This window comes from Dryocola sp. LX212 (assembly GCA_041504365.1).
Taxonomy (GTDB): domain Bacteria; phylum Pseudomonadota; class Gammaproteobacteria; order Enterobacterales; family Enterobacteriaceae; genus Dryocola.
On the sequence record CP167917.1, the window covers coordinates 2,667,762 to 2,692,087 of the forward strand.

23 protein-coding genes are annotated in these 24,326 nt (G+C 55.2%); 6 read left to right on the forward strand and 17 right to left on the reverse strand.

Features of this window, described 5'->3' with window-relative positions:
• Positions 1–43 precede the first annotated feature (43 nt).
• From ACA108_12745 to yobA, 7 genes are all read right to left on the reverse strand, one after another.
• On the reverse strand, positions 44–571 hold the full coding sequence (locus ACA108_12745) for a GNAT family N-acetyltransferase (GenBank protein ID XEX94271.1): 528 nt from the start codon (positions 569–571) through the stop codon (positions 44–46).
• Between the two features lie 15 nt (positions 572–586).
• Positions 587–1,840 carry an MFS transporter gene (locus ACA108_12750; protein ID XEX94272.1) on the reverse strand — a complete coding sequence of 418 codons (1,254 nt, stop codon included), beginning with the start codon at positions 1,838–1,840 and terminating at the stop codon, positions 587–589.
• A gap of 248 nt (positions 1,841–2,088) precedes the next feature.
• Positions 2,089–3,579: a SulP family inorganic anion transporter gene (locus tag ACA108_12755; protein XEX94273.1), complete on the reverse strand. Its 1,491-nt coding sequence runs from the start codon at positions 3,577–3,579 to the stop codon at positions 2,089–2,091.
• Between the two features lie 157 nt (positions 3,580–3,736).
• Complete coding sequence (locus ACA108_12760; protein ID XEX94274.1) at positions 3,737–4,168, reverse strand: hypothetical protein; 432 nt, start codon at positions 4,166–4,168, stop codon at positions 3,737–3,739.
• A gap of 744 nt (positions 4,169–4,912) precedes the next feature.
• Complete coding sequence (locus ACA108_12765) at positions 4,913–5,254, reverse strand: YebY family protein (protein ID XEX94275.1); 342 nt, start codon at positions 5,252–5,254, stop codon at positions 4,913–4,915.
• Between the two features lie 24 nt (positions 5,255–5,278).
• Positions 5,279–6,154: a copper homeostasis membrane protein CopD gene (gene copD / locus ACA108_12770; protein XEX94276.1), complete on the reverse strand. Its 876-nt coding sequence runs from the start codon at positions 6,152–6,154 to the stop codon at positions 5,279–5,281.
• A 5-nt stretch (positions 6,155–6,159) separates the two neighbouring features.
• Positions 6,160–6,534 (reverse strand): CopC domain-containing protein YobA, encoded by a 375-nt coding sequence (yobA, locus tag ACA108_12775; GenBank protein XEX94277.1) that lies wholly within the window; start codon positions 6,532–6,534, stop codon positions 6,160–6,162.
• Between the two features lie 150 nt (positions 6,535–6,684).
• Between yobA and ACA108_12780 the strand changes: the two genes are divergently transcribed.
• The 3 genes from ACA108_12780 to exoX all read left to right on the forward strand — a co-directional run bounded on the left by ACA108_12780 (position 6,685) and on the right by exoX (position 8,477).
• Positions 6,685–6,915, forward strand: coding sequence for a DNA polymerase III subunit theta (locus tag ACA108_12780; GenBank protein ID XEX94278.1), 231 nt, complete (start codon positions 6,685–6,687; stop codon positions 6,913–6,915).
• Between the two features lie 130 nt (positions 6,916–7,045).
• Positions 7,046–7,780, forward strand: coding sequence for a carbon-nitrogen hydrolase family protein (locus ACA108_12785; protein ID XEX94279.1), 735 nt, complete (start codon positions 7,046–7,048; stop codon positions 7,778–7,780).
• 34 nt (positions 7,781–7,814) lie between these two features.
• Positions 7,815–8,477 (forward strand): exodeoxyribonuclease X, encoded by a 663-nt coding sequence (gene exoX, locus ACA108_12790; GenBank protein ID XEX94280.1) that lies wholly within the window; start codon positions 7,815–7,817, stop codon positions 8,475–8,477.
• A 2-nt stretch (positions 8,478–8,479) separates the two neighbouring features.
• Here exoX and ptrB read toward each other — a convergent pair whose 3' ends face one another.
• The 4 genes from ptrB to ACA108_12810 form a co-directional block, all read right to left on the reverse strand.
• Positions 8,480–10,540 (reverse strand): oligopeptidase B, encoded by a 2,061-nt coding sequence (gene ptrB / locus ACA108_12795; protein XEX98100.1) that lies wholly within the window; start codon positions 10,538–10,540, stop codon positions 8,480–8,482.
• Positions 10,541–10,665: 125 nt separating this feature from the next.
• Positions 10,666–11,358, reverse strand: coding sequence for a tellurite resistance TerB family protein (locus ACA108_12800; protein XEX94281.1), 693 nt, complete (start codon positions 11,356–11,358; stop codon positions 10,666–10,668).
• A gap of 117 nt (positions 11,359–11,475) precedes the next feature.
• A complete protein-coding gene (gene yebF, locus ACA108_12805) occupies positions 11,476–11,820 on the reverse strand; it encodes a protein YebF (GenBank protein ID XEX98101.1) in 345 nt (114 codons plus the stop codon).
• Between the two features lie 72 nt (positions 11,821–11,892).
• A complete protein-coding gene (locus tag ACA108_12810) occupies positions 11,893–12,225 on the reverse strand; it encodes a YebG family protein (GenBank protein XEX94282.1) in 333 nt (110 codons plus the stop codon).
• Between the two features lie 137 nt (positions 12,226–12,362).
• Between ACA108_12810 and purT the strand changes: the two genes are divergently transcribed.
• Positions 12,363–13,541 carry a formate-dependent phosphoribosylglycinamide formyltransferase gene (purT, locus tag ACA108_12815; GenBank protein XEX94283.1) on the forward strand — a complete coding sequence of 393 codons (1,179 nt, stop codon included), beginning with the start codon at positions 12,363–12,365 and terminating at the stop codon, positions 13,539–13,541.
• A 50-nt stretch (positions 13,542–13,591) separates the two neighbouring features.
• Here purT and kdgA read toward each other — a convergent pair whose 3' ends face one another.
• The 3 genes from kdgA to zwf all read right to left on the reverse strand — a co-directional run bounded on the left by kdgA (position 13,592) and on the right by zwf (position 17,816).
• A complete protein-coding gene (kdgA, locus tag ACA108_12820) occupies positions 13,592–14,233 on the reverse strand; it encodes a bifunctional 4-hydroxy-2-oxoglutarate aldolase/2-dehydro-3-deoxy-phosphogluconate aldolase (protein ID XEX94284.1) in 642 nt (213 codons plus the stop codon).
• 63 nt (positions 14,234–14,296) lie between these two features.
• Positions 14,297–16,108, reverse strand: a complete 1,812-nt coding sequence (gene edd / locus ACA108_12825) for a phosphogluconate dehydratase (GenBank protein XEX94285.1) — start codon at positions 16,106–16,108, stop codon at positions 14,297–14,299.
• Positions 16,109–16,340: 232 nt separating this feature from the next.
• Positions 16,341–17,816 carry a glucose-6-phosphate dehydrogenase gene (gene zwf / locus ACA108_12830; protein ID XEX94286.1) on the reverse strand — a complete coding sequence of 492 codons (1,476 nt, stop codon included), beginning with the start codon at positions 17,814–17,816 and terminating at the stop codon, positions 16,341–16,343.
• 339 nt (positions 17,817–18,155) lie between these two features.
• Between zwf and ACA108_12835 the strand changes: the two genes are divergently transcribed.
• Together ACA108_12835 and pyk are read left to right on the forward strand one after the other, a co-directional pair.
• Positions 18,156–19,025 carry a MurR/RpiR family transcriptional regulator gene (locus ACA108_12835; protein XEX94287.1) on the forward strand — a complete coding sequence of 290 codons (870 nt, stop codon included), beginning with the start codon at positions 18,156–18,158 and terminating at the stop codon, positions 19,023–19,025.
• A gap of 265 nt (positions 19,026–19,290) precedes the next feature.
• On the forward strand, positions 19,291–20,733 hold the full coding sequence (pyk, locus tag ACA108_12840; protein ID XEX94288.1) for a pyruvate kinase: 1,443 nt from the start codon (positions 19,291–19,293) through the stop codon (positions 20,731–20,733).
• Positions 20,734–20,907: 174 nt separating this feature from the next.
• On the opposite strand, the gene lpxM is transcribed toward pyk, so the two are convergent.
• The 3 genes from lpxM to znuA all read right to left on the reverse strand — a co-directional run bounded on the left by lpxM (position 20,908) and on the right by znuA (position 24,299).
• Complete coding sequence (lpxM, locus tag ACA108_12845; protein ID XEX94289.1) at positions 20,908–21,882, reverse strand: lauroyl-Kdo(2)-lipid IV(A) myristoyltransferase; 975 nt, start codon at positions 21,880–21,882, stop codon at positions 20,908–20,910.
• Between the two features lie 131 nt (positions 21,883–22,013).
• A complete protein-coding gene (gene mepM / locus ACA108_12850) occupies positions 22,014–23,339 on the reverse strand; it encodes a murein DD-endopeptidase MepM (protein XEX94290.1) in 1,326 nt (441 codons plus the stop codon).
• Between the two features lie 15 nt (positions 23,340–23,354).
• The gene (gene znuA / locus ACA108_12855; GenBank protein XEX94291.1) at positions 23,355–24,299 is read right to left on the reverse strand and encodes a zinc ABC transporter substrate-binding protein ZnuA; all 945 of its coding nucleotides are present in this window, start codon (positions 24,297–24,299) and stop codon (positions 23,355–23,357) included.
• Between the last annotated feature and the right edge of the window lie 27 nt (positions 24,300–24,326).

Genomic DNA, 24,326 nt, shown 5'->3' on the forward strand with positions numbered 1-24,326 from the left:
CCCCCGGCCTGTACCCAATAATTCAGTATAGGCCAGAGCCAAATCAGGAGGGGTGACGAACCAACATTCGCACCCGTTTACCGTGGTAGGTTACAAAGTGTCGAAAAAGAAAGCCGTTGCTTTCGGCAAGGTGAATGGAGCGCTGGTTGTCGTCGTCAATAATGCAGCATACTGGCCCGTCAAACGCGCCGTCCGCCCAGGTTAAAATCGCCTTTAGCGCTTCCTTTGCGTACCCCATTCCCTGTACTGCCGGGATCAGAGACCAGCCTGCCTCCGGGTATTCCAGCGGCGGAGTGAGATCGCGATGGGCTTCCTGAAAACCAAACGAGCCGATATAGCGCCCCGTTGATTTCTCAAAGAGTGCCCAGTAGCCGTAGCCAAACGCGTGCCAGTGGCCGATATAACGCAGCAGGCGACCCCAGGTCATCTCAGCACTTTGCGGCTGGCCATTGCCGATAAATTTCACCATTTCAGGGTCGGCCCAGCAGGCCGCCAGCTCGTCAAAATCGTCCAGTGTTATCTGGCGTAGCGTCAGCCGCTCAGTGTCTAACTCAGGTGCTTCCGTAATCATTTCTATCCCCCTTTATTATGCATTCTGCAGGCGTGACAGCATGCTGACCCTGCAGGCGTAGATAATCGCGCACAACAGCAGGCTCAGCAAGGCGGTGCTGATGAATACCCCTGCTCCGGTAAGGGCTAGCATCAAGCCGCCTATTAACGGCCCGGCTGCGATCCCCAGCGTCGTCAGCGTGGAGGCGCCAAGATAGGCACCGCGGTGTTCGGCGGGGGCCAGCTGGTCGAGCAGAATATTAAGATTAGGCATCAGAATTGCCTCCCCCATGCTGAAAATGCCGGTGACCATGAGCCATACCCAGGTTTCCGTCGAGCGCGTGGCAAAAAAGCAAAGCTGCGAAAAAGCAAAGATCGCCCCGCCCAGCAAAATACGTTTCGGCAGATTAATCTGCGCCATAAAACGCACGATGAAGGTCTGAAACACCAGCACGGTGCAGGCGTTAGTCACCAGAATAAGGGTGATGAGCTTCACCGCCGCGTTCGCGTTAAGCAACAATAAATACTGCGGCAATACCGCCTCGTAATGGATAAAGACGATGCTGCATAAAATGCTGCACAGCAGCGCCGCAACGTAGATTTTATCCCTGGCGATGATGCCCATCACCTGATGCAGCTTAACCGTTGGGCCGCTGCTGGCCTGCTGTTCGCTTAACAGTTTTCCCGCCGGGATAAAGAGCAGCACGTAAACGAAGAACGGCAGATAGGTCAGCCCGGTGATTAAAAACGTGCCTTTCTGGGACGTGAGGCCGAAAACAATCCCTACCAGCGGGCCAAACACCGCCGCAACGTTAATCAGGTAATAACGCATTTGCAGGGCAAGCGCGCGGCGATGGCGGTCACCGAGCAGGTCACTCATCAGGGCGCGGACCGGCGGGTCGACCCACGCAAAGCACACGCCGATGATCATCAGTCCGGTGATAAACAGCCCCATTCCCGTGGCAAGGGCAAGCGTCATATACCCCACGGCGGAAAAACCGCAGCCCAGCAGAAGAATAACCCGTCGGCCAAGCCTGTCGGAGATCTGCCCGCCGTACATGCCGAGCACCACCGAAATCAGCGCGCTGCTGGTCATCGCCATGCCAATGGCAATCGGCGACATATGGTAATTCTGCGTCATGATCACCGCGATAAACGGCCATGCCATAAAATAGCTGAACCGGATGACGAGCGTAAAAAATAGCAGTGCGTGAACGGTGCACGGAAAGGTTTTTAACGTCTGGAATATGCTCGCTTCCGCGCAGGCCCCGGCGGCGGGTTTTGTCGTCATACATCATCCTGTACATTTTTGTTATTAAGATGCGGGACCGCCCTGCAATATAAGCGGTTAAATAGTAATAAGATTATTCCGCCGCAGCCGCAACGATAATGTTAAGGAAATGTTTAATTCGCCAGCTTATGATTCGAACGCTCTCGACGGCAGCGATTTATAGGGAAAAGTGTGATGCAGGCCCCAGAGGGCGGTGATAAACACTAAATTGACCGGTAACCCCTTGCGGGCTACCGGTGTGAAGAGGATTACAGTTTACCTGTGAGCCGTTCGTGGAAGTCCGCGCTGCGAATATCCAGGCCAACGATTTCTACTCTGCTCTCATAGCGCCGGTAGCGGGTTTCAATAGCGTCCAGCACCGCGACGGTTGAGGCATCCCATATCTGCGCGTGTGACAGGTCGATAATGACGTGCTGCGGGTCGTCGGCGTAGCGGAAATGTTCGAACAGATCGTTACTGCTGGCGAAGAACAGCGGCCCGGTCACCGTATAGCGAACGGAGCTACCATCATACGCGAGCTTACGCTCCGCGCGAACAACGTGGGCGATACGGCGGGCAAACAGCATCATGGCGAAAATCACGCCGCCCAGCACGCCGATGGCCAGATTCCCCGTATAGACGGTGACGACAACCGTGACGATCATCACCAGCGTCTCCGGTACCGGCATGCGCCTTAAGGTCGACGGTTTTACGCTGTGCCAGTTAAGCGTTTTAACCGCCACAATCATCATAATGCCCGCCAGCACCACCATCGGGATCTTTGCCATCATGTCGCTGAGGCCGGTTACCAGCAGCAGAAGCACCAGGCCTGCGGCCAGCGTAGAAATACGCGTGCGGCCCTTGCCCAGCTCGACGTTGACGATGGTCTGTCCGATCATCGCGCAGCCCGCGATGCCGCCGTAGAACCCGGCAAAAATGTTAGACAGCCCAAGCCCCCAGCATTCGCGGCGTTTGCTGGACGGCGTATCCGTCAGATCGTCCACCAGCTTCGCCGTCAGCAGAGACTCCATCAGGCCTACAAACGCGATGCTCAATGCACACGGCCAGATAATACGCAGCGTATCCAGGCTCAGCGGAACCATCAGCTCGGTCAGACCGGGCAGGCCAGCTTTCATCGGGCCGGTATCCCCTACCGTTGGCATCGTCCAGCCCATCGCCACGCTGGCAACGGTGATGACCACGATTGCCACCAGCGGCGACGGGACGGTTTTGAACACGCGTGGCAGCAAAAGCACTATCGCCAGCGTTGCTGCGAATAATCCCCAGACTAACGGGCTGTTTCCCCAGACGTGCGGCACCTGGGCAAAGAAAATCAGAATACCCAGCGCGTTCACAAATCCGGTCATCACGGAAAGCGGGATATAACGCATCATGCGCGCAAGACCAGTCACGCCGAACAGGATCTGGATCAGCCCACCCAGCACGACTGCGGGCAAAATATATCCCACGCCATACTGATGCACCATCGGTCCGATAACTAACGCCACGGAACCTGCCGCCGCCGTCACCACCGCCGGACGACCGCCGAGCACTGACATCGCCAGGCAAAGCACGATGGACGCGACAAGGCTGACCTTCGGATCGACCCCGGCAATAACGGAAAAAGAGATAACTTCAGGGATCAGCGCCAGCGCTGTGATCACACCAGCCAGGGTTTCCCGTACGAGCAGTCGCGGAGAGCGTAAGACAGCGCCAAGAGAATTCTCCCTCGCATGCGTCTGTGCTTGAATGGTTGTCATAGAGTTGTCTTTGCAGGTTTGTCGTTTTTATTACCGCGCCTTCACGGGCGGGTGTGGCCAGGCTGGACGTGATTGTACTTGCAGAATCGTGAGGATGCTAATGAATGTAAAAAGCCCCGGCGAATGCCAGGGCTGAAGGACCGTTCTTTGACTGGTATCAGACCGCCTTATCGACGTTGGTATTTGAGCCCCGGGTCAGAATGCGGACCTTATCGCCAGGATTGAAGACGAGGTTGCCGTTAAGCGTCTGCACAACGTCAATTGTTTGCCCGCTGTCGGTTTTAATCAGTAGATCGACCTTCTGGATACCCTGCTGCTGACTCTGATTATAACGGGAAGCCGCGACCCCTGCGACGGCACCGCCAGCGGTCATCGCCTTTTTTCCCTTACCGTTGCCAAACTGGTGGCCAACAACGCCTCCCAGCGCACCGGCAGCGGCGCTGCGCAGCGGATGGTAAACCCCCTGCGCGCCGGCAATGACGTGGCTCTGCTGCACGACGCCGTATTCCACCAGCGTTTTAGTTCCGGCAAGGCTGGCGTGACTCACTAATATAAGAAGGCCGGAGGCGATGAGTACGATTTTTTTCATGATGTTTTTTTTTCCATTTTTAAGCTTATCCGTGAATTTACCTGCAAGAAATTGTCGTGCTAAGGCAATAGTGCAAATAGCGATCAACGCTAAATCATCATTACTGCTTAACCCTATCTTTTATTTCATTAGCCCTATTATTACGGGGTATTCTGGGTAACAGATGAACTGATGTACCAAGGTACAAAACGCGTTTTTTATCAGCAAGGCGGTCTTTGTAAGAAATTTTTTTATAAATAACAATGAGCTATCCAATATATCTGGCTTTTAATAACCCTCTACTCTTTTTAACGTGAACAAAATCATTTTCTCCTGCAAAAGCTGCATTTATAGCTAAGCATTATCCAGGCAGCATGAGCTATAACTAAACGGCTTGAAAAAGTAGCTGAAATGTTAAAAAAACTGCTGGACATCGAAGACCCCGGCGATATGATAAAAAACACTGTTTGCGGCGAGACCAGGGAAAGAGTTAAATCGCTATATTTCGGATAAAAAAAGACCGAATACGATTCCTATATTCGGTCCAGGGAAATGGCTCTTGGGAGAGAGCCGTGCGCTAAAAGTTGGCATTAATGCAGGCTTAGTCGCCTTGCCTATTAAGAATAGATTACCGCCGCAGGTTTTCCAGTCCGGCCCTGAAGTGTTCGGAAAAAAACCTTTCGTCAGGTGATTATTATAATAAAAACAGCAATAACCGTTTTTCGGCTATTGCTGTTTTTTTTGGCATAAATCTGGAGGGTGGTGCTATTTACACAGCTTTTCGGCGCGTTCGATAAACGGCGCGAGGCTCATTTTCTGGCCGGGTGCGTTAGGATCGTCAACCTGAATCACGCTTATTGGCTGTCCGGTCGTTTTGCCGCTTTTCACCAGCTGTTCGGCTTCGTCGTTCAGCGGATACTGCATCAGGGTGCTCGGGTTGATGGCAAACAGGGCATGATCCGCCCGGCAGCTCAGCATCACCTCTTCGCGGTTAAACGCCCATTTCTCTTTGCCTACCTCAAAACGGCTTACCGTGATGATTTGCGGTGCCGCAAGCGCCGTACCGCTTAGGGACAGTAATAACAGCGTCAAAATACTCTTTTTCATCTCTCTCTCTCAGGCAAGCTGCCGTCAGAACGGCTCCCAGGTAGCAAAGGTGCTCACCGCAAGGAGGACCGCTACCGACAAAATCACTTCCAGCCAGGTCAGCTGGATAAAACGAATCTGCGCCGCATCCGTGGGGCCGTTCATGCGCGGCACCAGAAAATAGCGGTTTATCAGCGCTATTGTCACCATTACTGCCACAAGGGCAACTTTTAGCAGCAACAATTGCACATAGGCACTGTCCAGCGGCAGGGACCAGCCGAGGATCATCAGGCCGTTAACTCCGCCGGTCACAATCACTGCGGCAACGGCAAGGTGCCCGTAGCGCGAAAAACGCATCATTGCCGTGATCGCTGCCTGTCGCCAGCGGGGTTTACGCGCCATATGCATACACATCAGCAGGGGAAGCAGGCCCCCCGCCCACCAGGCTGCGCTAAGCAGATGAACAGCGTGATTAATACGTTGAACGCCGCCCGCCATCCCCTCGCGCATAGCAGCATGGCCGACACCGGCAAGCAGGATTAGCTGGGCCGCCGCCAGCAGCATCAGCACGCTCTGCAACGCTCTGGGTTTAAGCAGATACACCACAACGGTCACTACGCCGAGCAATATCTGCCATATCCAGACCGCGCCGAACCGGGTGCCCAGCACAGCCTGCCAGACCTGCGGGTTAACGGTGTCAACCCAGCCGTTGCCCATCAGGCCCGCCTGCACGCTCAACATTGCCAGCCCGCTGATTAAGCTCAGCCAGATGGCGGCGCGCCATTGCTTAGCAAGCCGCGTAACCAGTACGGGTTTGAACGCCTGCGGGGCAAGGAGCGCGCTGCAAACAGTGCTGCCAAACAGCACCATTAACGAAGCGAAGTGGACGAACCGTAGCGCGATAAAAAGCGTCGACAGCATCGCGCTTATTTCACGGAGAAGCTGTAGTTCCCTTTGGTTTTGTGCCCGTCTACGGACACCACGTGCCAGTCAACCTTGTAATCACCCGGCTTTAACGACTCTTCCAGCGGCACGATTAGCTGTTTGTTGTCTTTCTCATTGCGCTTAACCGCACCGGTTTTAACTGTTGCCTGCCCGGGACCGGTAACGGCCACGCCGCTGAAATTCGGTTCAATTCCTTCGGAAAAATCAAGGGTCAGCGCCTGCGGTGCGGCAGTAACCGCGGCGTCCGCAGCCGGATACTGATGTTTAAGATGAGCATGAGCGAATGCGGCAGGAGAAGCGGCAATCGCAGCGAAAAATGCTGCGGCGGCGAGGATACGCGGGGTGGTGAAAGCCATATCAACTATTCCTTTTTATTATGCCAGTGCGCGAAAGGATAACCCCGAGCGGCGGTCAAGTCGAGATGAGAACGGCTATCAATGCGTGTAAAGACTTGTCATCGGGTTCATCTGCAAGTACCTTCTGCGATGACCAGAAAGGAGAAGCTTATGAACTACAATCTCGCCGATTTACCCCAGGATGAAATGGACAAAGTGAATGTCGATCTTGCCGCCGCCGGGGTAGCGTTTAAAGAGCGTTACAACATGCCCGTCATTGCTGAAGTGGTGGAGCGCGAACAGCCGGAAAATCTAAGGGGCTGGTTCCGCGAAAGATTAATCGCTCACCAATTAGCCTCTGTGCACCTGTCCCGCCTGCCTTACGAGCCAAAAGTTAAGTAAAAATAAACTAACTTAAGCAACATTACATAAGTAGTGCTAAGATTTTTCTTGTTCAGTTGACCATGAGCTAAAGCTCGCCTGTCACGGCCCGGGGATGGGCTGGCGAGGTGAATTGATTAAGGAAGAAGCTATGCCACTATGGAACGTTGCAGCGGCGCAGTATGGCGCCAGGCCTGGCGATTTACAGGCCAACATCTCGCATCATCTGCAGTTTATACATCAGGCCGCTGCCGAGAAAATCGACCTGTTGATTTTCCCCGAGCTTTCCCTCACCGGTTTTCAGCCGGAACAGCACATTTCCCTCGCCCTTCACTTCAGCGATGAACGTTTAACCCCCATTCAGGATGCCGCCGTTGAGTTTCAGATGACGATTGTGGTTGGCATGCTACTGCTGTGCGATGAATGTGTTTCCATTGGCTCCGTGGGCTTTCTGCCCGACGGCTCCCGCGTCTCCTGCTGTAAGCCGAAATCCTGTTCTGACAATGTTGTTCATGAGCAGCACACGCCTTTAGTCGGGAAACATAATCGCAGCGTCGCAATGGGGCATTGTGGGGCCAGCAATGAAGAGATCTGGCCGCGCACCGCGGCAGCATTGGGGGCGGACCTTTATGCAACGGGAACCTTCGTGAACGAAGCTAACTGTCAGCATGATGAGATGTATTTGCAGCGCTGGGCGCATAAATACAACTTACCAGTGCTGTTCGCAAATCATGCTTTTTCTACCGGCCCACACCGCACCGCCGGGCGCAGCGCCTGCTGGGATAGCCTTGGGCAGCTGGTTGTGCGGGCGGATCACGGCGAGCTGCTGGCGGTCGGGCGTCGTGATGAGAAGGGTTGGCACGGCGAGATCATTCCTTTACGCTAGCGCCTCAGCAAACGTAAGCCCAGAAGGAGTCATTATGCTGCGCGTTATCGATACGGAAACCTGCGGCCTGCAGGGAGGCGTGGTGGAAGTCGCGTCCGTCGATATAGAAGGCGGAAGGATTGTTAATCCGATGAGCGATCTGGTTCGCCCGGACCGCCCTATCAGCCATCAGGCGATGGCCATCCATAAGATCACCGAGGCGATGGTGGCCGATAAGCCATGGATTGAAGAGGTTATTCCCCGCTACCACGGCAGCCCTTACTACGTTGCACACAACGCCAGTTTTGACCAGCGGATGCTGCCCGATATGCCCGGCGACTGGATTTGTACCGTAAAGCTTGCGCGGCGCCTGTGGCCGGGGATCAAGTACAGCAATATGGCGTTATACAAATCGCTGAAGCTGGAAGTCGATCTTCCCGCCGACCTGCATCACCACCGGGCATTGTACGACTGCTATATCACCGGCGCGCTGCTGATCCGCATTATGGATGAATCAGGCTGGACGCCGGAGCAGATGGTGAGCATCACCGGGCGCCCCGCACTGGTCAGCACCATGATGTTCGGCAAATACCGCGGCAGGAAAATCGAGGAGATAGCTCAGGACGATCCGGGTTACCTGCGCTGGATGCTGAAAAACATCAAGGAGCTTACGCCGGATCTGCGTATGACGCTGAAGCATTATCTGGAAGGGGAGTAAAATTACTCCCCTTCCCGCCCTGGCAGCGTCCCCTGGGCCAGGGCAATCAAAAAGGCGTACTCCAGCGCCACCCCTTCATAGGATTTAAAGCGTCCGGATTTCCCGCCGTGGCCGGAATCCATGTCGGTACACAGCAGCAGAAGATTATCGCCGCGTTTCATATCGCGCAGTTTTGCGACCCACTTCGCAGGCTCCCAGTACTGCACCTGCGAATCGTGCAGGCCCGTGGTCACCAGCATATGCGGATACTCCAGCTCGCTCACCTGGTCGTAGGGGCTGTAGCCCTTCATATAGAAGTAATACTCTTCGTTCTGCGGATTCCCCCACTCTTCGAACTCCCCGGTCGTTAGCGGAATGGATTCATCCAGCATGGTGGTTACCACATCAACGAAAGGCACCTGCGCGATAACACCGTGAAACAGCTCCGGACGCATATTGATAACCGCTCCCATCAGCATACCTCCGGCGCTTCCTCCCATGCCATACAGAAGGTCCGGGTCGCCGTACCCCTGATGGAGCAGCGCGTCGCACACGTCGAGGTAATCGTTGAAGGTGTTCATCTTCTTGAGGTATTTGCCCTCTTCGTACCACTGCTGGCCCAGCTCGCCGCCGCCGCGAATATGGGCAATGGCATAGACAAATCCCCTGTCCAGCAGGCTCAGGCGGCTGCCACTGAAGTCCGCGTCCATGCTGCTGCCGTAGGAGCCGTAGCCGTAAACCAGCAAAGGATTTTTGCCGCGCTGGAAATGCTGGCGATGGTATACGAGTGAAACCGGAACCTGTACACCGTCCCGGGCGGTCACCCAGAGGTGCTCGCTGAGATAATTGTCAGCGTCAAAGCCCGGCACTTTAGTTTGTTTGATAACGCGCCGCTCTCCGCTGTTCATGTCCAGCTCAAAGAGCGTATCCGGTGTGGTCATCGACGAATAACCGTAGCGCAGCCGCGAGGACTCAGGTTCCGGGTTATAGCCAAGCCACGTCACGTAGGCCGGATCGTCGAACGCAATCCCAGTCACCTCCCGCGTTTTGCGGTTAATCTGCCGCAGGCTGGTCAGGCCGTACTGGCGCTCTTCCACCACCAGCCAGTCGGTAAACAGCGTGAAGCCTTCCAGCATGATGTTCTCACGCGCCGGAATAAGCACCTCCCACTGTTTTTCATCGCGAACTTTGCTGCGGTACAGCCCGAAGTTTTTCCCCTCGCGGTTAGAGCGCAGGTAAAAGTTATGCTGATAGTGGTCGAGCGTATATTCGTGATCTTTACGGCGCGGCAGGAAGCACAGCGGCTCCGCATCCACCAACTCGGCGTCCAGCAGCAGGACTTCACTCGTCGTGGCGCTGCCAAGATGGATAAGGATATAGCGGCGCGAAGTAGTGATATGTACGCTGACGTAAAACGTCTCGTCTTTCTCTTCGTAGATCAGCCGATCGGCCGCGGTCGGGTGCCCCACGGTGTGCTGCCAGACCTGGTAAGGCAGCAGCGTCTTAGGGTGCTTGCGGACGTAGTAAAGCGTTGCGGAATCGTTGGCCCAGACAAAACTCGGCGTGACGTTGGTCAGCACTTCCGGATACCAGTTGCCGGTTTCCAGATTACGAAAGCGCAGCCCGTACTGGCGGCGCGACAGATAGTCTTCCGCCAGCGCCATGATCGTATTGTCCAGGGTAATGGCCATGCCACCCATAGTATAAAATTCGCTATGGGCCGCGCGGCGATTGGCATCGAGCAGAGTTTCCCACTCGTCCCATTCCTCGAGCATTACCGACTGCCGCTGGTAGATGGCATATTCGTTGCCCGTCTCGTAGACGTGCCGGTACCGGTAGCCATTATGCGTGTAAGGGGCGGAAATATCATGCTGTGGGACACGGTCGACCATCTCTTTCAGCAGCCGATCCTGCAGCGCCTGCTGTGAGGTCATAACCCGCCGCCCGTAGTCGTTCTCCTGATGTAAATAGTTAAGCACGTCAGGGCTTTCGCGGTCGTCGTCGCGCAACCAGTAGTAGTTGTCGATACGAGTGTCTCCATGCAGCTGCATGGTATGTGGGATCTTTTGCGCTTTTGGTGGCATGTCGTTAGTCATTTTTAGTTAACACCCTGTAAGGGTGGCAAATTCAGACAGGCTTGCAAGCGAAACGAGAGCTTTTGAGGAAAATGCCGGGGCTTAACCGGCTGCTGAATGGGGCCACGCCGGGGTTATCCCGGCAGGCTAAGCTTTTGTTGTTTGATATCCTGTTCAATGCCGTCACGCACATCCTGCGGGATTTTCAGCTCGTCGCCTAACGCGTTGAGATAGCTGCGTTCCATGAAATGATCGACATCAATGGCCGCACAGCTCAGGAAATAAAGCTCGAGGGCTTCTTCCTCGTTTTTGACGTCCACGGCGAGGCGTTTTGGGTCCAGCGGCTGGTCGATGGCTTCCTGAATCAGCGCCCGCCCCGGCCCTTCGATATTGGCGTCCCTGAGCTGCTGATCAATGACCTGCCGCTCTTTGTCATCAATATGCCCGTCGCTCTTCGCGGCAAACACCAGCGCCATAATCAACCGGCGCGTGCGCACGTCTACCGGAGATTGCTGCTGCCCGAACTGCGGTTCGTCCTGATGCGTCTGGCGCACCCGGTCCTTGTATTTGTTCCACAGCACGCTTCCCGCGACGGCCCCGCCGCCCACCAGCAGCGCGCTGGTACCGTATTTGGTAAGCAATTTACGGGAGGACTTGCTCGCCAGCAGCAGACCGGCAAGGCCGCCCAGCGCGCCAGGCACCAGCAGCTTGCTTAGCCCCTGTTCGTTTCCGGCGGCACCGTTCGAGGGCTGTGAGGTCTGGGATTGCTGGCCCGTCAGGCCGGTTTGTCCGAGCATCGACTGGATCTGTTGTAACCAATTACTCATGGAAGGCATCCTTAGTCTGTGACTTAACCCACTGAGAGTAAGCGAAGGGGTGTCAAGAACTGTCTGATAAGACTAAAGATGAGAAAATAGCCGCGCCGGGAGGCCCCGGCGCAGGGATCATCGCTGGTAGTCAGCCGTGCCTTTTTTACAGTCAACCAGCACGGTGTAATGGATATCCGTGTTCATACCACGAATGGTAAGCGGAACTTTCCACTGGTCGTTCTTGCCGGTGACTTCTTTACTGTTTACCCAGGCAACCGGGTCGGCCTGGCCCAGCTTTTTGCGATCGTCCGGCCAGCTGACAATGCGGTTTTGCTGGTAGTCGCCTTTGATGACGTTGGCAATGCCGTCCGCATCAAGCCCTTCGCAGGGCGTAATTTTTACTTTATGAGGATCCGCTGCGGCCGCAAGAAAACTGCTCAGGCAAAGAGCCGTACACAGCGTAATTCCAGTTTTGTTCATCATGTTCTCCTGATGCTGATTGCACAGAAAAAGCCTGGTACAAAACCATTATTGTGCAAGGCTGTCTGGTACTTAAGCGGCCTTTGTACGTTTACGGGCAGGATGGTCGGCAACGTTTGCCTCTTCCATACTCTCCGCGCAGCTTTCAGCTGGCGCAGGTGCTTCGGTCTCCGGCAATTTGCCGCTTTTCAGCACATTTGAAAGCACATCTTTATTTTCCGCCAGCCACATGGCCAGCACGTCGCTCTGACCTTCTTCAAAGGCTACCGGGCTGTGCTGCAGCCAGTCGCCCAGCACTTCCGCCAGGTCGAGCATTTTGTCATATGCATCGGCATCTTTTTTACTGGCGAAAGCCATCTTTTCTTGCCCCTCTCGCACTACCACATATTTAATTTCAACCGCCATTTTGCAGCTCCGATTACCTGTTTATTTATACAGTATAGATGTATTGCACATGCTCCGCAAGTGGGAAAGGCGCTGCGCACGCAAACGTTTTCGTTTATACTGCGGCCGTTTATTTTATCACAACGGGTAAGCAGATTATGTCAATGTTGGGAACGGCCCTGCGGCCAGCGGCCACGCGGGTTATGCTGTTAGGTTCTGGTGAACTGGGTAAAGAAGTGGCGATTGAATGCCAGCGTTTAGGGCTGGAAGTGATAGCCGTAGACCGCTATGCCGATGCGCCGGCCATGCAAGTTGCTCATCGCAGCCACGTGATTAATATGCTGGATGCGCAGCAGCTAAAAGCGCTGGTGCTTGCCGAAAAACCTGATTACATCGTTCCTGAAATTGAAGCCATCGCTACCGACATGCTGATTGAGCTTGAGCAGGAAGGCCAGCACGTCGTGCCCTGCGCCCGCGCCACTAAGCTGACCATGAACCGCGAAGGTATTCGTCGACTTGCCGCGGAAGAACTTGAGCTGCCAACCTCGGACTATCGTTTCGCCGATACCGAAGCGGATTTCCTTGTTGCCGTGGAAGAGATTGGTCTGCCGTGCATCATCAAGCCGGTGATGAGCTCCTCAGGGAAAGGTCAAAGCTTTGTGCGCACCCATGACCAGCTTGCTGAAGCCTGGGAATATGCCCAGCTTGGCGGCCGCGCTGGCAAAGGAAAAGTGATTGTTGAAGGCGTGGTGAATTTCGATTATGAAATTACCCTGCTGACCATCAGCGCCGTTGACGGCGTTCATTTCTGCGCGCCGATAGGCCACCGCCAGGAAGACGGCGATTACCGGGAATCCTGGCAGCCGCAGCAGATGAGCGATGTCGCCCTCGCCCGCGCTCAGGAAATTGCCGGGAAGGTGGTCGTTGCGCTGGGCGGCTATGGGCTGTTTGGCGTAGAGCTGTTCGTGTGCGGCGACGAAGTGATTTTCAGCGAAGTCTCCCCTCGTCCGCACGACACCGGCATGGTGACGTTAATTTCACAGGATCTCTCCGAATTCGCTCTTCACGTCCGCGCTTTCCTTGGCCTGCCGATTGGCGAGATCCGTCAGTATGGCCCGGCGGCTTCCGCTGTAATCCTCCCGGAGCTGGACAGCAATAACGTGCAGTTCGGCAACGTTGCAGCCGCGCTGGGCGCAGGTTTGCAGGTTCGCCTGTTTGGCAAGCCGGATATTAACGGTAAACGCAGGATGGGCGTGGCCCTGGCAACGGGCAGCAGCGTGGATAATGCGGTCGGGCGCGCGATGAAGTCTGCGGCAGCGATAAAAGTAGAAGGGTAAAGAAATTATCCCTCCCCGCAAGGAGAGGGATTTGCTTTAGCAGGTCAGAATTACGCTTTCGCGCCTTCAACCGCTTCGCGGGCAAGCTTGGTGATACGGTCGTAATCACCCGCTTCCAGCGCGTCCGCAGGCACCAGCCATGAACCACCGATGCACAGCACGCTTTTCAGCGCCAGATAATCACGGTAGTTAGCAGGAGAGATGCCCCCGGTCGGGCAGAAACGCACGTTGGCGAAAGGACCCGCGATAGCCTGTAATGCTTTGGTGCCGCCGTTCGCTTCAGCCGGGAAGAATTTAAACTCTTTCAGGCCGTAGTCCATACCCAGCATCAGTTCGGAAACGGTGCTGATACCCGGGATCAGCGGGATGGTGCCTTCGGTTGCCGCTTTCAGCAGCGGCTCGGTCAGGCCAGGGCTGATGGCGAACTGCGCGCCAGCTTCGGTCACTTCGGCCAGCTGCTGAGCATTCAGCACGGTGCCCGCACCGATTATCGCTTCCGGCACTTCTTTAGCGATAGCGCGAATTGCATCCATCGCGCACGGCGTACGCAGGGTCACTTCCAGTACGCGAACACCGCCAGCCACCAGCGCTTTCGCCATCGGCACGGCGTGTTCCAGCTTGTTCAGTACGATAACAGGAACGACCGGACCCGTTTTCAGGATCTGTTCCGCGGTTGTTTTCCAGTTTTTCATCAGAGAGCCTCTTAAGCCAACTTTATAATTTCGTTACCGCTGCGGCACGCGCCGCGCCGGTCGTTAAAATTTAATGCAGGTTGCGCCCTGCTCCGCGCCGGACAGCTGCTCGCGCAGCGCGCCGAATAATTCACGGCCGGTTCCCACGCGTTCAGCACTCAAATCAGGATGGAACGCCGTACGTTTTGCCAGTTCGGCTTCATCCACCAGCAGCGTCAGTTCACCCGTCTGCCCGTTCACGCGGATCATATCGCCTTCCTGAACCTTAGCCAGCAGGCCGCCGTCGTAGGCTTCCGGGGTAACATGGATAGCGGACGGCACTTTGCCGGATGCGCCAGAAAGTCGCCCGTCGGTGACTAACGCAATTTTGAAACAGCGGTCCAATAATACCCCAAGTGGCGGCATAAGTTTATGTAATTCTGGCATGCCGTTCGCTTTTGGCCCCTGGTGGCGGACGACAACCACGCAGTCACGGTCAAGCAGGCCCGCTTCGAAAGCAGGTAACACGTCGTGCTGGCTTTCAAAAATCACCGCCGGGGCTTCGATAACCTGATTTTCAACCGGTACGGCGGAGGTTTTCATGACCGCGCGCCCGAGGTTGCCGCTAAGCACTTTTGTGCCGCCGTGTTTAGAGAAAGGTTTGTCGAAGGTGGCGATGACCTCGCTGTCCAGCGCCGTTTCCGCGCCCTCACGCCAGGCGAGCCTGCCGTTATCCAGCCACGGTTCCATGGTGTAATGATGCAGGCCAAAACCGGCTACCGTGTTGACGTCTTCGTGCAGCAAGCCGCCCTTCAGCAATTCACGAATTAGCACGGGCACGCCGCCTGCTGCCTGGAAGTGGTTAATGTCCGCCGGGCCATTTGGATACAGGCGAGCCAGCAGCGGCACCACGTCTGAAAGATCGGAGAAATCATCCCAGTTGATGATAATCCCTGCGGCGCGTGCCATAGCAACGAGGTGCATAGTGTGGTTGGTAGATCCACCGGTTGCCAGCAGAGCAACGATGCCGTTCACCACCACCTTCTCGTCAATCATCTTACCCAGCGGCATCCAGTCGTTGCCGTTGCCGGTAAGGCGCGTAACCTGGCGCGCGGCGGCAGCCGTCAGCGCCTGGCGCAGCGGCGCATCAGGATGAACGAAGGAAGAGCCCGGCAGCTGCATCCCCATAAACTCAATCACCATCTGGTTGGTATTGGCGGTGCCGTAAAAAGTGCAGGTGCCCGGCGCGTGGTAAGACGCGGCCTCCGACTCCAGCAGCGCGCTGCGGTCCACTTTGCCTTCCGCGTAAAGCTGGCGAATGCGGACTTTCTCTTTGTTGGCAAGGCCGCTCGCCATCGGGCCTGACGGGATAAAGACCGCTGGAAGATGACCGAATGACAGCGCCGCCATAGCAAGGCCCGGGACAATTTTGTCGCAGACGCCAAGGTAGAGCGCGCCGTCAAACATGTTGTGAGAAAGGCCAACCGCGGTGGACATAGCGATAACTTCACGGCTCAGCAGAGAGAGCTCCATGCCGTCCTGCCCCTGGGTCACGCCGTCGCACATTGCCGGAACGCCGCCCGCAACCTGACCCACCGCGCCCACGGAGTGCAGAGCCTTGCGGATCTGGTCGGGATAGTTCTCGTAGGGCTGGTGCGCCGAGAGCATGTCGTTATAGGAGGTAATCATCGCGATGTTGTTACGCAGCATGCTTTTCAGCGCGGCTTTATCCTCTGGCTGGCAGGCGGCAAAACCATGGGCGAGATTGCCGCACGCCAGTTCGGAGCGGTGAACCGTATTGCTCTTCGCTTTTTCGATGCGGGCAAGGTAGGCCTCGCGCGTCGCTTTAGAGCGTTCAACAATGCGCTTTGTTACGCGTAACATATTAGGATTCATAGAGGTACCTCATAAAGTGGCTGCCGTCGCAGTATGCACGGAGGGAAATTTCTGCGGCGGTTACACTCTTAAACCAGCCGCCCTCGGTGCTTCAGGGCAAGATCGCTTTCGCTAGTGTAATTAAAAAAGCCCTGCTGGTGAATCCAGTCAGGGCTTTTAATTACAAAAATCTCTACCCCGTATGAGGGAGATCATGTTACCGGTAAAACAAAGCCTGTTTTACCGGCCAGGCTTACTCGAACTCGTTCCAGGAGTGGCCGTCGCGGGTGATCATCGCAACGGAGGCTACCGGCCCCCAGGTGCCGGCCTGGTAAGGCTTAGGCGCGTCGTTATCGGCAGCCCAGGCCTCGGTGATGGAGTCGACCCACTTCCAGGCTTCCTCTACTTCGTCACGGCGTACGAACAGCGCCTGAATACCACGCATGGTTTCCAGCAGTAAACGCTCGTAGGCGTCCGCAAGGTGCGTTTCGTTGAAGGTTTCGGAGTAGCTCAGATCCAGCTTGGTGGTCTGCAGGTTGTGCTTATGCTCAAGCCCCGGGACTTTGTTGAGGATCTGAATATCCACGCCTTCGTCCGGCTGCAGGCGAATGGTCAGTTTGTTCTGCGGCAGATCCTGCCAGGAATCTTTAAACAGGTTCAGGGCCGGGTTTTTAAAGTAAACCACAACTTCAGAGCACTTGGTCGGCAGACGCTTACCGGTTCGCAGGTAGAAAGGCACGCCCGCCCAGCGCCAGTTATCGATATCCACGCGAATAGCGACAAAAGTCTCCGTGGAGCTGGACTTGTTAGCCCCCTCTTCTTCCAGGTAACCCGGTACTTTTTTACCCTGAGCAAAGCCTGCGGTGTACTGGCCACGCACGGTTTTTTCACGCACGTTGCTGCGGTCGATGCGGCGCAGGGACTGGAGCACCTTCACTTTCTCATCGCGGATATGGTCGGCAGTGAGATCGGACGGCGGGGACATGGCAATCATGCACAGGATTTGCAGCAGGTGGTTCTGGATCATGTCGCGCATCTGACCGGCCTGGTCAAAGTAACCCCAGCGCCCTTCGATGCCTACCTCTTCGGCCACGGTGATTTCCACGTGATCGATGGTTTTGTTATCCCAGTTATTGGCAAACAGGGAGTTGGCAAAACGCAGCGCCAGCAGGTTCAGAACCGTCTCTTTTCCTAAGTAGTGGTCAATACGGTAAACCTGGCACTCTTCAAAGTACTCGCCCACCTGGTCGTTGATTTCCTGGGAGGTAGCAAGAGAGGTGCCCAGCGGTTTCTCCATCACCACACGAGCAGGCTTGGCGTTCAGCTTCGCCTTGCCCAGCCCCTTACAAATCGCGCCAAAGGTGCTTGGCGGCATGGCAAAATAGTTGATGGTGACGCGATTCTGCTGGTCGAGCATTTTGCCCAGCTTGCTGAATGCCGCGGTATCGTTGACGTCCAGGTTGCAGAAATCGAGGCGGCTGCTCAGCTTATCCCACAGGCTTTCATCGATTTTTTCTTTCATGAACGTTTCGAGCGCTTCACGTACTACTTTGGTGTACGCCTCTTTGCTCCAGTCTGCACGACCAACACCCAGAATACGGGTGTCAGGATGGACCTGACCCGCTTTTTCCAGCTGGTACAGGGATGGCAGCAGTTTCCGACGCGCAAGGTCGCCTTTTGCACCGAAAATCACCAGGTCACATGCCTGAGCTGTCTGCGTTACCGCCATGTTGTTCTCCTCGTTACGGGTATCTAGTACCAGGTCACTCTTGTAATTAAATTACAAAGCAATGTAGCGCTTTTTATCTGTTATCTAAACCAACGCCGATTGTCCGTTCGTGCTCACCGCATTAAGTGCGGCAGCAACGGGACTAAAGTGAAATTTTCTAACGCCTGTCCGTTCGTTCCCATCATGCCGAAAGTTAGATGTCGATCATGTAATGAAAAAAAACAACAAGTTCGTCTCGATTTACCTGCCCTTAAGGGGTATCGCGAGCGTATATTCTTGCTAAAACCCGTCTCGATTTCTTCACTTGCTGAAATCGATAAAATCCATGAGCATTGCTATATGAACATGCTGGAAAAAATCCAGTCACAGCTGGAGCACCTTAGCAAATCAGAGCGTAAAGTCGCAGAAGTGATTCTCGCCACGCCTCAGGATGCCATTCACTCAAGCATTGCCACGCTCGCCCGCCAGGCAGACGTCAGCGAACCTACGGTTAACCGCTTCTGCCGTCGCCTGGAAACTAAAGGCTTTCCGGATTTTAAATTACATCTGGCACAAAGTCTGGCGAATGGTACGCCTTATGTAAACCGGAATGTTGACGAGGATGACAATGTTACCGCCTACACCGGCAAAATCTTCGAATCCGCCATGGCAAGCCTTGACCAGGTCAGACAGTCGCTGGACATTGCGGCGGTCAACCGCGCGGTAGATTTACTTACCCAGGCCAAGAAAATTGCCTTCTTTGGGCTGGGCGCCTCGGCGGCGGTCGCCCATGATGCCATGAATAAATTTTTCCGCTTCAACGTGCCAGTTTTCTATTCTGACGACGTGGTGATGCAGCGCATGAGCTGTATGAACTGCAGCGCAGAAGATGTGATTGTACTTATCTCGCACACGGGAAGAACAAAAAACCTGGTGGAGCTCGCCAGGCTTGCCCGCGAAAACGATGCCATGGTGCTGGCTATCACCTCTCATGGCTCACCACTTGCGCAGGAAGCCACCCTCTCGCTGCTGCTCGACGTGCCGGAAGACACCGACATTTATATGCCCATGGTTTCACGCCTGGCGCAGCTGACGGTCATCGACGTGCTGGCAACGGGTTTCACGCTGCGCCGCGGCGCAAAATTCAGAGATAACTTGAAGCGAGTCAAAGACGCGCTTAAGGAATCGCGCTTTGATAAAGGGACCCTCGCCACTGGCGATAATACTTAATTCACTATTAACGTGCCCTATATCATTCGAGTTGCAGGTAGGCGGCCAGGAAATTCATCCCCAGGATGCTTACTTAAGTAAGTAAGTGACTGGGGGGAATTTTTGCAGCTAACCCCCCTGCAGCTCGAAGGATGACGGGCATAACAAAGCTGTAACTTTTAAGGTCATTCGGTTAAGTTGTCTTTTGGCGCTTTTTGGCGCCCCCTGACATACCGAGTTTTTTGTTCACGCAACACCAAAGTTGTTTCAGTCAACGGAGTAATACATGTCCAGACGGCTACGCAGAACCAAAATCGTTACCACCTTAGGCCCGGCCACAGACCGCGATAACAATCTGGAAAAGATTATCGCCGCCGGTGCCAACGTGGTGCGCATGAACTTCTCTCACGGCACGGCGGAAGACCACCAGCTGCGTGCGGATAAGGTTCGTGAAATTGCCGCGAAACTGGGTCGTCATGTCGCTATTCTGGGCGATTTGCAGGGTCCGAAAATTCGCGTGTCCACCTTCAAAGAAGGCAAGGTCTTCCTCAATATTGGCGACAAATTCCTGCTTGATGCCAATCTGGGTAAAGGTGAAGGCGATAAAGAACGCGTTGGCATCGACTATAAAGGTCTGCCTGCCGACGTGGTAACCGGCGACATCCTGCTGCTGGATGATGGTCGCGTACAGTTAAAAGTGCTGGAAGTTCAGGGCATGAAAGTCTTCACCGAAGTGACCGTCGGTGGCCCGCTCTCCAACAATAAAGGCATTAACAAACTCGGTGGCGGCCTGTCCGCAGAAGCGCTAACCGAAAAAGACAAATCAGATATCCTCACAGCTGCAAAAATTGGCGTTGATTACCTGGCTGTCTCCTTCCCACGCTGTGGCGAAGACCTGAACTATGCTCGTCGCCTGGCTCGTGAAGCAGGTTGCGATGCGAAGATTGTGGCGAAAGTAGAGCGTGCGGAAGCCGTCTGCGACGAAGCAGCCATGGACGATGTGATCCTGGCGTCAGACGTAGTCATGGTTGCCCGTGGCGATCTGGGCGTTGAAATTGGCGACCCTGAGCTGGTCGGCATTCAGAAAACCCTGATCCGCCGCGCGCGTAAGCTGAACCGTGCGGTGATCACCGCGACCCAGATGATGGAGTCGATGATCACCAACCCAATGCCAACCCGTGCGGAAGTCATGGACGTGGCAAACGCCGTGCTGGATGGTACCGATGCGGTAATGCTGTCAGCGGAAACCGCAGCGGGCCAGTACCCTGCCGAAACCGTGGCCGCAATGGCGCGAGTTTGTCTGGGTGCGGAAAAAATCCCAAGCATCAACGTTTCCAAACACCGTCTCGACGTGCAGTTCGACAATGTGGAAGAAGCGATTGCCATGTCGGCGATGTATGCGGCCAACCACCTGAAAGGGGTTACCGCCATCATCACCATGACCGAATCCGGCCGCACCGCGCTGATGACCTCGCGTATCAGCTCCGGCCTGCCAATCTTCGCCATGTCCCGTCATGAACGTACCCTGAACCTGACCTCCCTGTACCGTGGCGTGACGCCGGTACATTTCGACAGCGCCAGCGACGGCGTTGCGGCAGCCAGCGATGCGGTTAATCTGCTGCGTGATAAGGGCTACCTGATGTCCGGTGATCTGGTTATCGTCACCCAGGGCGACGTGATGAGTACCATCGGCACAACCAACACCACGCGTATTCTTTGCGTCGAGTAACGAATTGTGTCACAAAAAAAGGGGCCTTTTTGGCCCCTTTCTTATTTCTGGTTTTGTAGGGTGGATAAGCGAGAGCGCCATCCACCATTGATAGCTGCCGTGTCGGATGACCCTACGCTTATCCGAACTAAAAGAGATGTTTGTCATCCATTTAGGGAGCTTTCGGCCCCTTTCTTACTTCTTAGGATAAAGCTCTTTACGCTTGTAGGGTTCAGTTTCTCCCTCTTTGCGCGTTTTCAGCAGCTTCAGGATCCAGGTGTACTGCTCCGGATTCGGGCGGACAAAAATCTCCACCTCTTCGTTCATGCGCCGCGCGATGCGGTTATCGTCTGCATCCGTTAAATCATCCATTGGCGGACGAATAAAAATATCCAGACGGTGGGTGTTACCGTTGTAAACCGGGAACAGCGGCACGACGCGCGCGCGGCAGACCTTCATCAGACGGCCAATGGCCGGCAGCGTCGCCTTATAGGTGGCAAAGAAGTCCACGAATTCGCTGTGCTCAGCGCCGTGATCCTGGTCCGGCAGATAGTAGCCCCAGTAACCCTGGCGCACCGAACTGATAAACGGTTTGATGCCGTCGTTACGGGCATGCAGGCGGCCACCAAAACGGCGGCGTACCGTATTCCATACGTAGTCAAACAGCGCGTTACCCTGGTTATGGAACATTGCCGCCATCTTCTGCCCCTCGGAGGCCAGCAGCATCGCGGGAATATCCACGCCCCAGCCGTGCGGCACCAGGAAGATCACGTTCTCTCCGTTAGCCTTCAGCTCGTCGATAATCTCTTTGCCGTGCCAGTCCACGCGCTGCATCACCTTTTTCGGATCGCGCAGGCCAAGCTCGGCCATCATCACCATCGCCTGCGGCGCGGTGGCAAACATCTCGTCGATAACTGCTTCGCGTTCGGCTTCCGGGAGTTCGGGGAAACAGTAAAGCAGGTTGATTTGTGCGCGGCGCCGCGCGCTTTTGCCAAAGCGACCGGCGATCCGACCAACTTTGCCTAGTAGCGGATCGCGCAGCGAGGGCGGCAGTAGCGCCAGCCCGGCAAAAGCCCCAACGCCCAGCCACGCGCCCCAGTAGCGCGGGTGCCAGAAGGCCTTTTGAAACTCAGGAATGAATTCGCTATGATTTTTTTTTGCTTTTTCCATGCAGATTCTCAGTACCGCTTCAAATCATTGTTCTATGAATGTAGCGGTAGTTTAGTGGCGCAGATGCCGCCAGACAAAAGAAAAAGCCGGTTACGCGGAACCGGCTTTCATTTTATGCGCGCCGCAATGGCTTAATCGAAGCGCAGCTGCGGGGTGACTTCGCGAACCTGAGCCAGGTATTCGCGACGATCTTTGCCCGCCAGACCCTCTGTACGCGGCAGCTTCGCCGTCAGCGGGTTAACAGCCTGCTGGTTAATCCACACTTCATAGTGCAGATGTGGGCCAGTAGAGCGGCCAGTATTGCCGGAAAGCGCGATACGGTCACCGCGTTTTACCTTCTGACCTGGTTTCACCAGCAGCTTCTTCAGGTGCATATAGCGTGTGGTGTAGGTACGGCCATGACGAATTGCCACAAAGTACCCTGCCGCCCCGCTACGCTTGGCAATCATGACTTCGCCGTCGCCCACCGCCAGCACTGGCGTCCCCTGCGGCATGGCGAAATCAACACCCCTGTGAGGTGCGATGCGCCCGGTCACCGGGTTAAGGCGACGCGGGTTGAAGTTAGAGGAGATACGGAACTGCTTCACGGTCGGGAAACGCATAAAGCCCTTCGCCAGCCCGGAACCGCTGCGGTCGTAGAATTTCCCGTCCTCAGCGCGAATAGCGTAATAGTCTTTGCCGCTGCTACGCAGGCGAACGCCCATCAGCTGGCTTTGTTCACGCTTGCCGTCCAGCATTTCGCGGGACATCAGCACCGAGAACTCATCGCCTTTTTTCAGCTTGCGGAAGTCCATCTGCCACTGCATGGCTTTGATGACTGAGCTGATTTCAGCGCTGGTCAGGCCTGCGTTTTTGGCGCTGGTGACGAAGCTGCCGCCAACGGTACCTTTCAGCACGCTGTTCACCCAATCGCCCTGCTGCATTTCGCTGCTGGCTTTAAAGGTGCTGCCGGAACGGTCATAGGTGCGGGTTTCGCGACGGGACATTTCCCACGTCAGGCGCTGCAGCTGACCGTCGTCGGTCAGGGTCCAGGATATTTGCTGACCGATTTTCAGGTTGCGAAGGTCTTTATCCACTGCCGCAAGCTGGCTGATATCGCCCATGTCGATACCATACTGATTCAGAATGCTGCTGAGCGTATCGCCTGTAGAAACGACATATTCGTGAACGCCAGCTTCACCGGCGGTTTTGTCATCCAGCTCATCCTGCGGGATGGCGTCATCATCACCGTCAGGCGTGGCCTGATCGATAGGCTCACTCGCTTCAGGCAAAAGCGAGTGAATTTCACTTTTCTGTAACTCGATGGTTTTAATGACGGGGCTGGCTTCGGGGTGGTAGACGTACGGCCGCCAGACGGCGACCGCTAAGGTAAGGACTGTAAGCGACCCCAGCATAACGCGATGGGGTCGGGACAGATTATCAAACGCCAGAGCGACAGAGCGGGCTATCTGTTGCACGTATTCACTTCCTCGTTAATCTCCTTTCAGGCAGCTCGCATATTGGTTCGCAAGGCCGGTCAAAAACTGCATGTAGCTGTCTTTGCCGGGCGCGACCCCGATTCCCAGAGGATCTAACGTGCCGGAGCGAACGCTGGTACCTCTGGCTACGGCATTGATAACCGCTGGCCTGAACTGTGGCTCAGCAAAAACGCAGACCGCTTTGTGCTCAACCAACTGTGTTCTGATCTCATGTAAACGCTGCGCACCAGGCTGGATCTCAGGGTTAACGGTAAAATGGCCCAGCGGCGTTAATCCGTAGTGTTTTTCAAAGTAGCCGTAGGCGTCGTGAAAAACGAAGTACCCTTTGCCTTGCAATGGTGCGAGCACGGTACCAACCTGCTTGTCGGTGCTGGCTAATGCTGACTCGAAGCGCTGCAGGTTGGCGTCTAATTTGGCTTTATTTCCGGGGATAAGTTCAACTAATTTATCGTGGATTGCAACCGCCGACAGGCGCGCTATCTCAGGGCTAAGCCAAATATGCATGTTGTATTCACCATGATGATGATCGGCGTCACTATTTTTAGCTGAATGGTCATGATCGTCATGCTCATGATCTTCGTCGTCACCGCCCTTCATGAGCAGCGGTTTCACGCCGTCGAGCGTTGAGAGTGTGACTTGTTTTTGTTGAGGTAACTGGCTGACGGACTTCTGCATGAAGGCTTCCATCTCCGGCCCAACCCAGACAACTAAGTCCGCGCCCTGTAAGCGTTTTACATCTGACGGACGAAGTGAATAATCATGCTCGGAAGCCCCGTCGGGAAGCAGTACCTCGGTTGTAGTTACCCCATCAGCAATGGCCGAAGCTATGAATCCTAAAGGTTTAATGGAGGCCACGACCGCCGCCTGCGCTGGCAGCACCGCAGCGCCCCAAAGCACGGTAGAAAGGGCTGCGCAAAGAACTGTGTTTTTATGTAACATAATGCAACTTATCATCATTGTGATTGT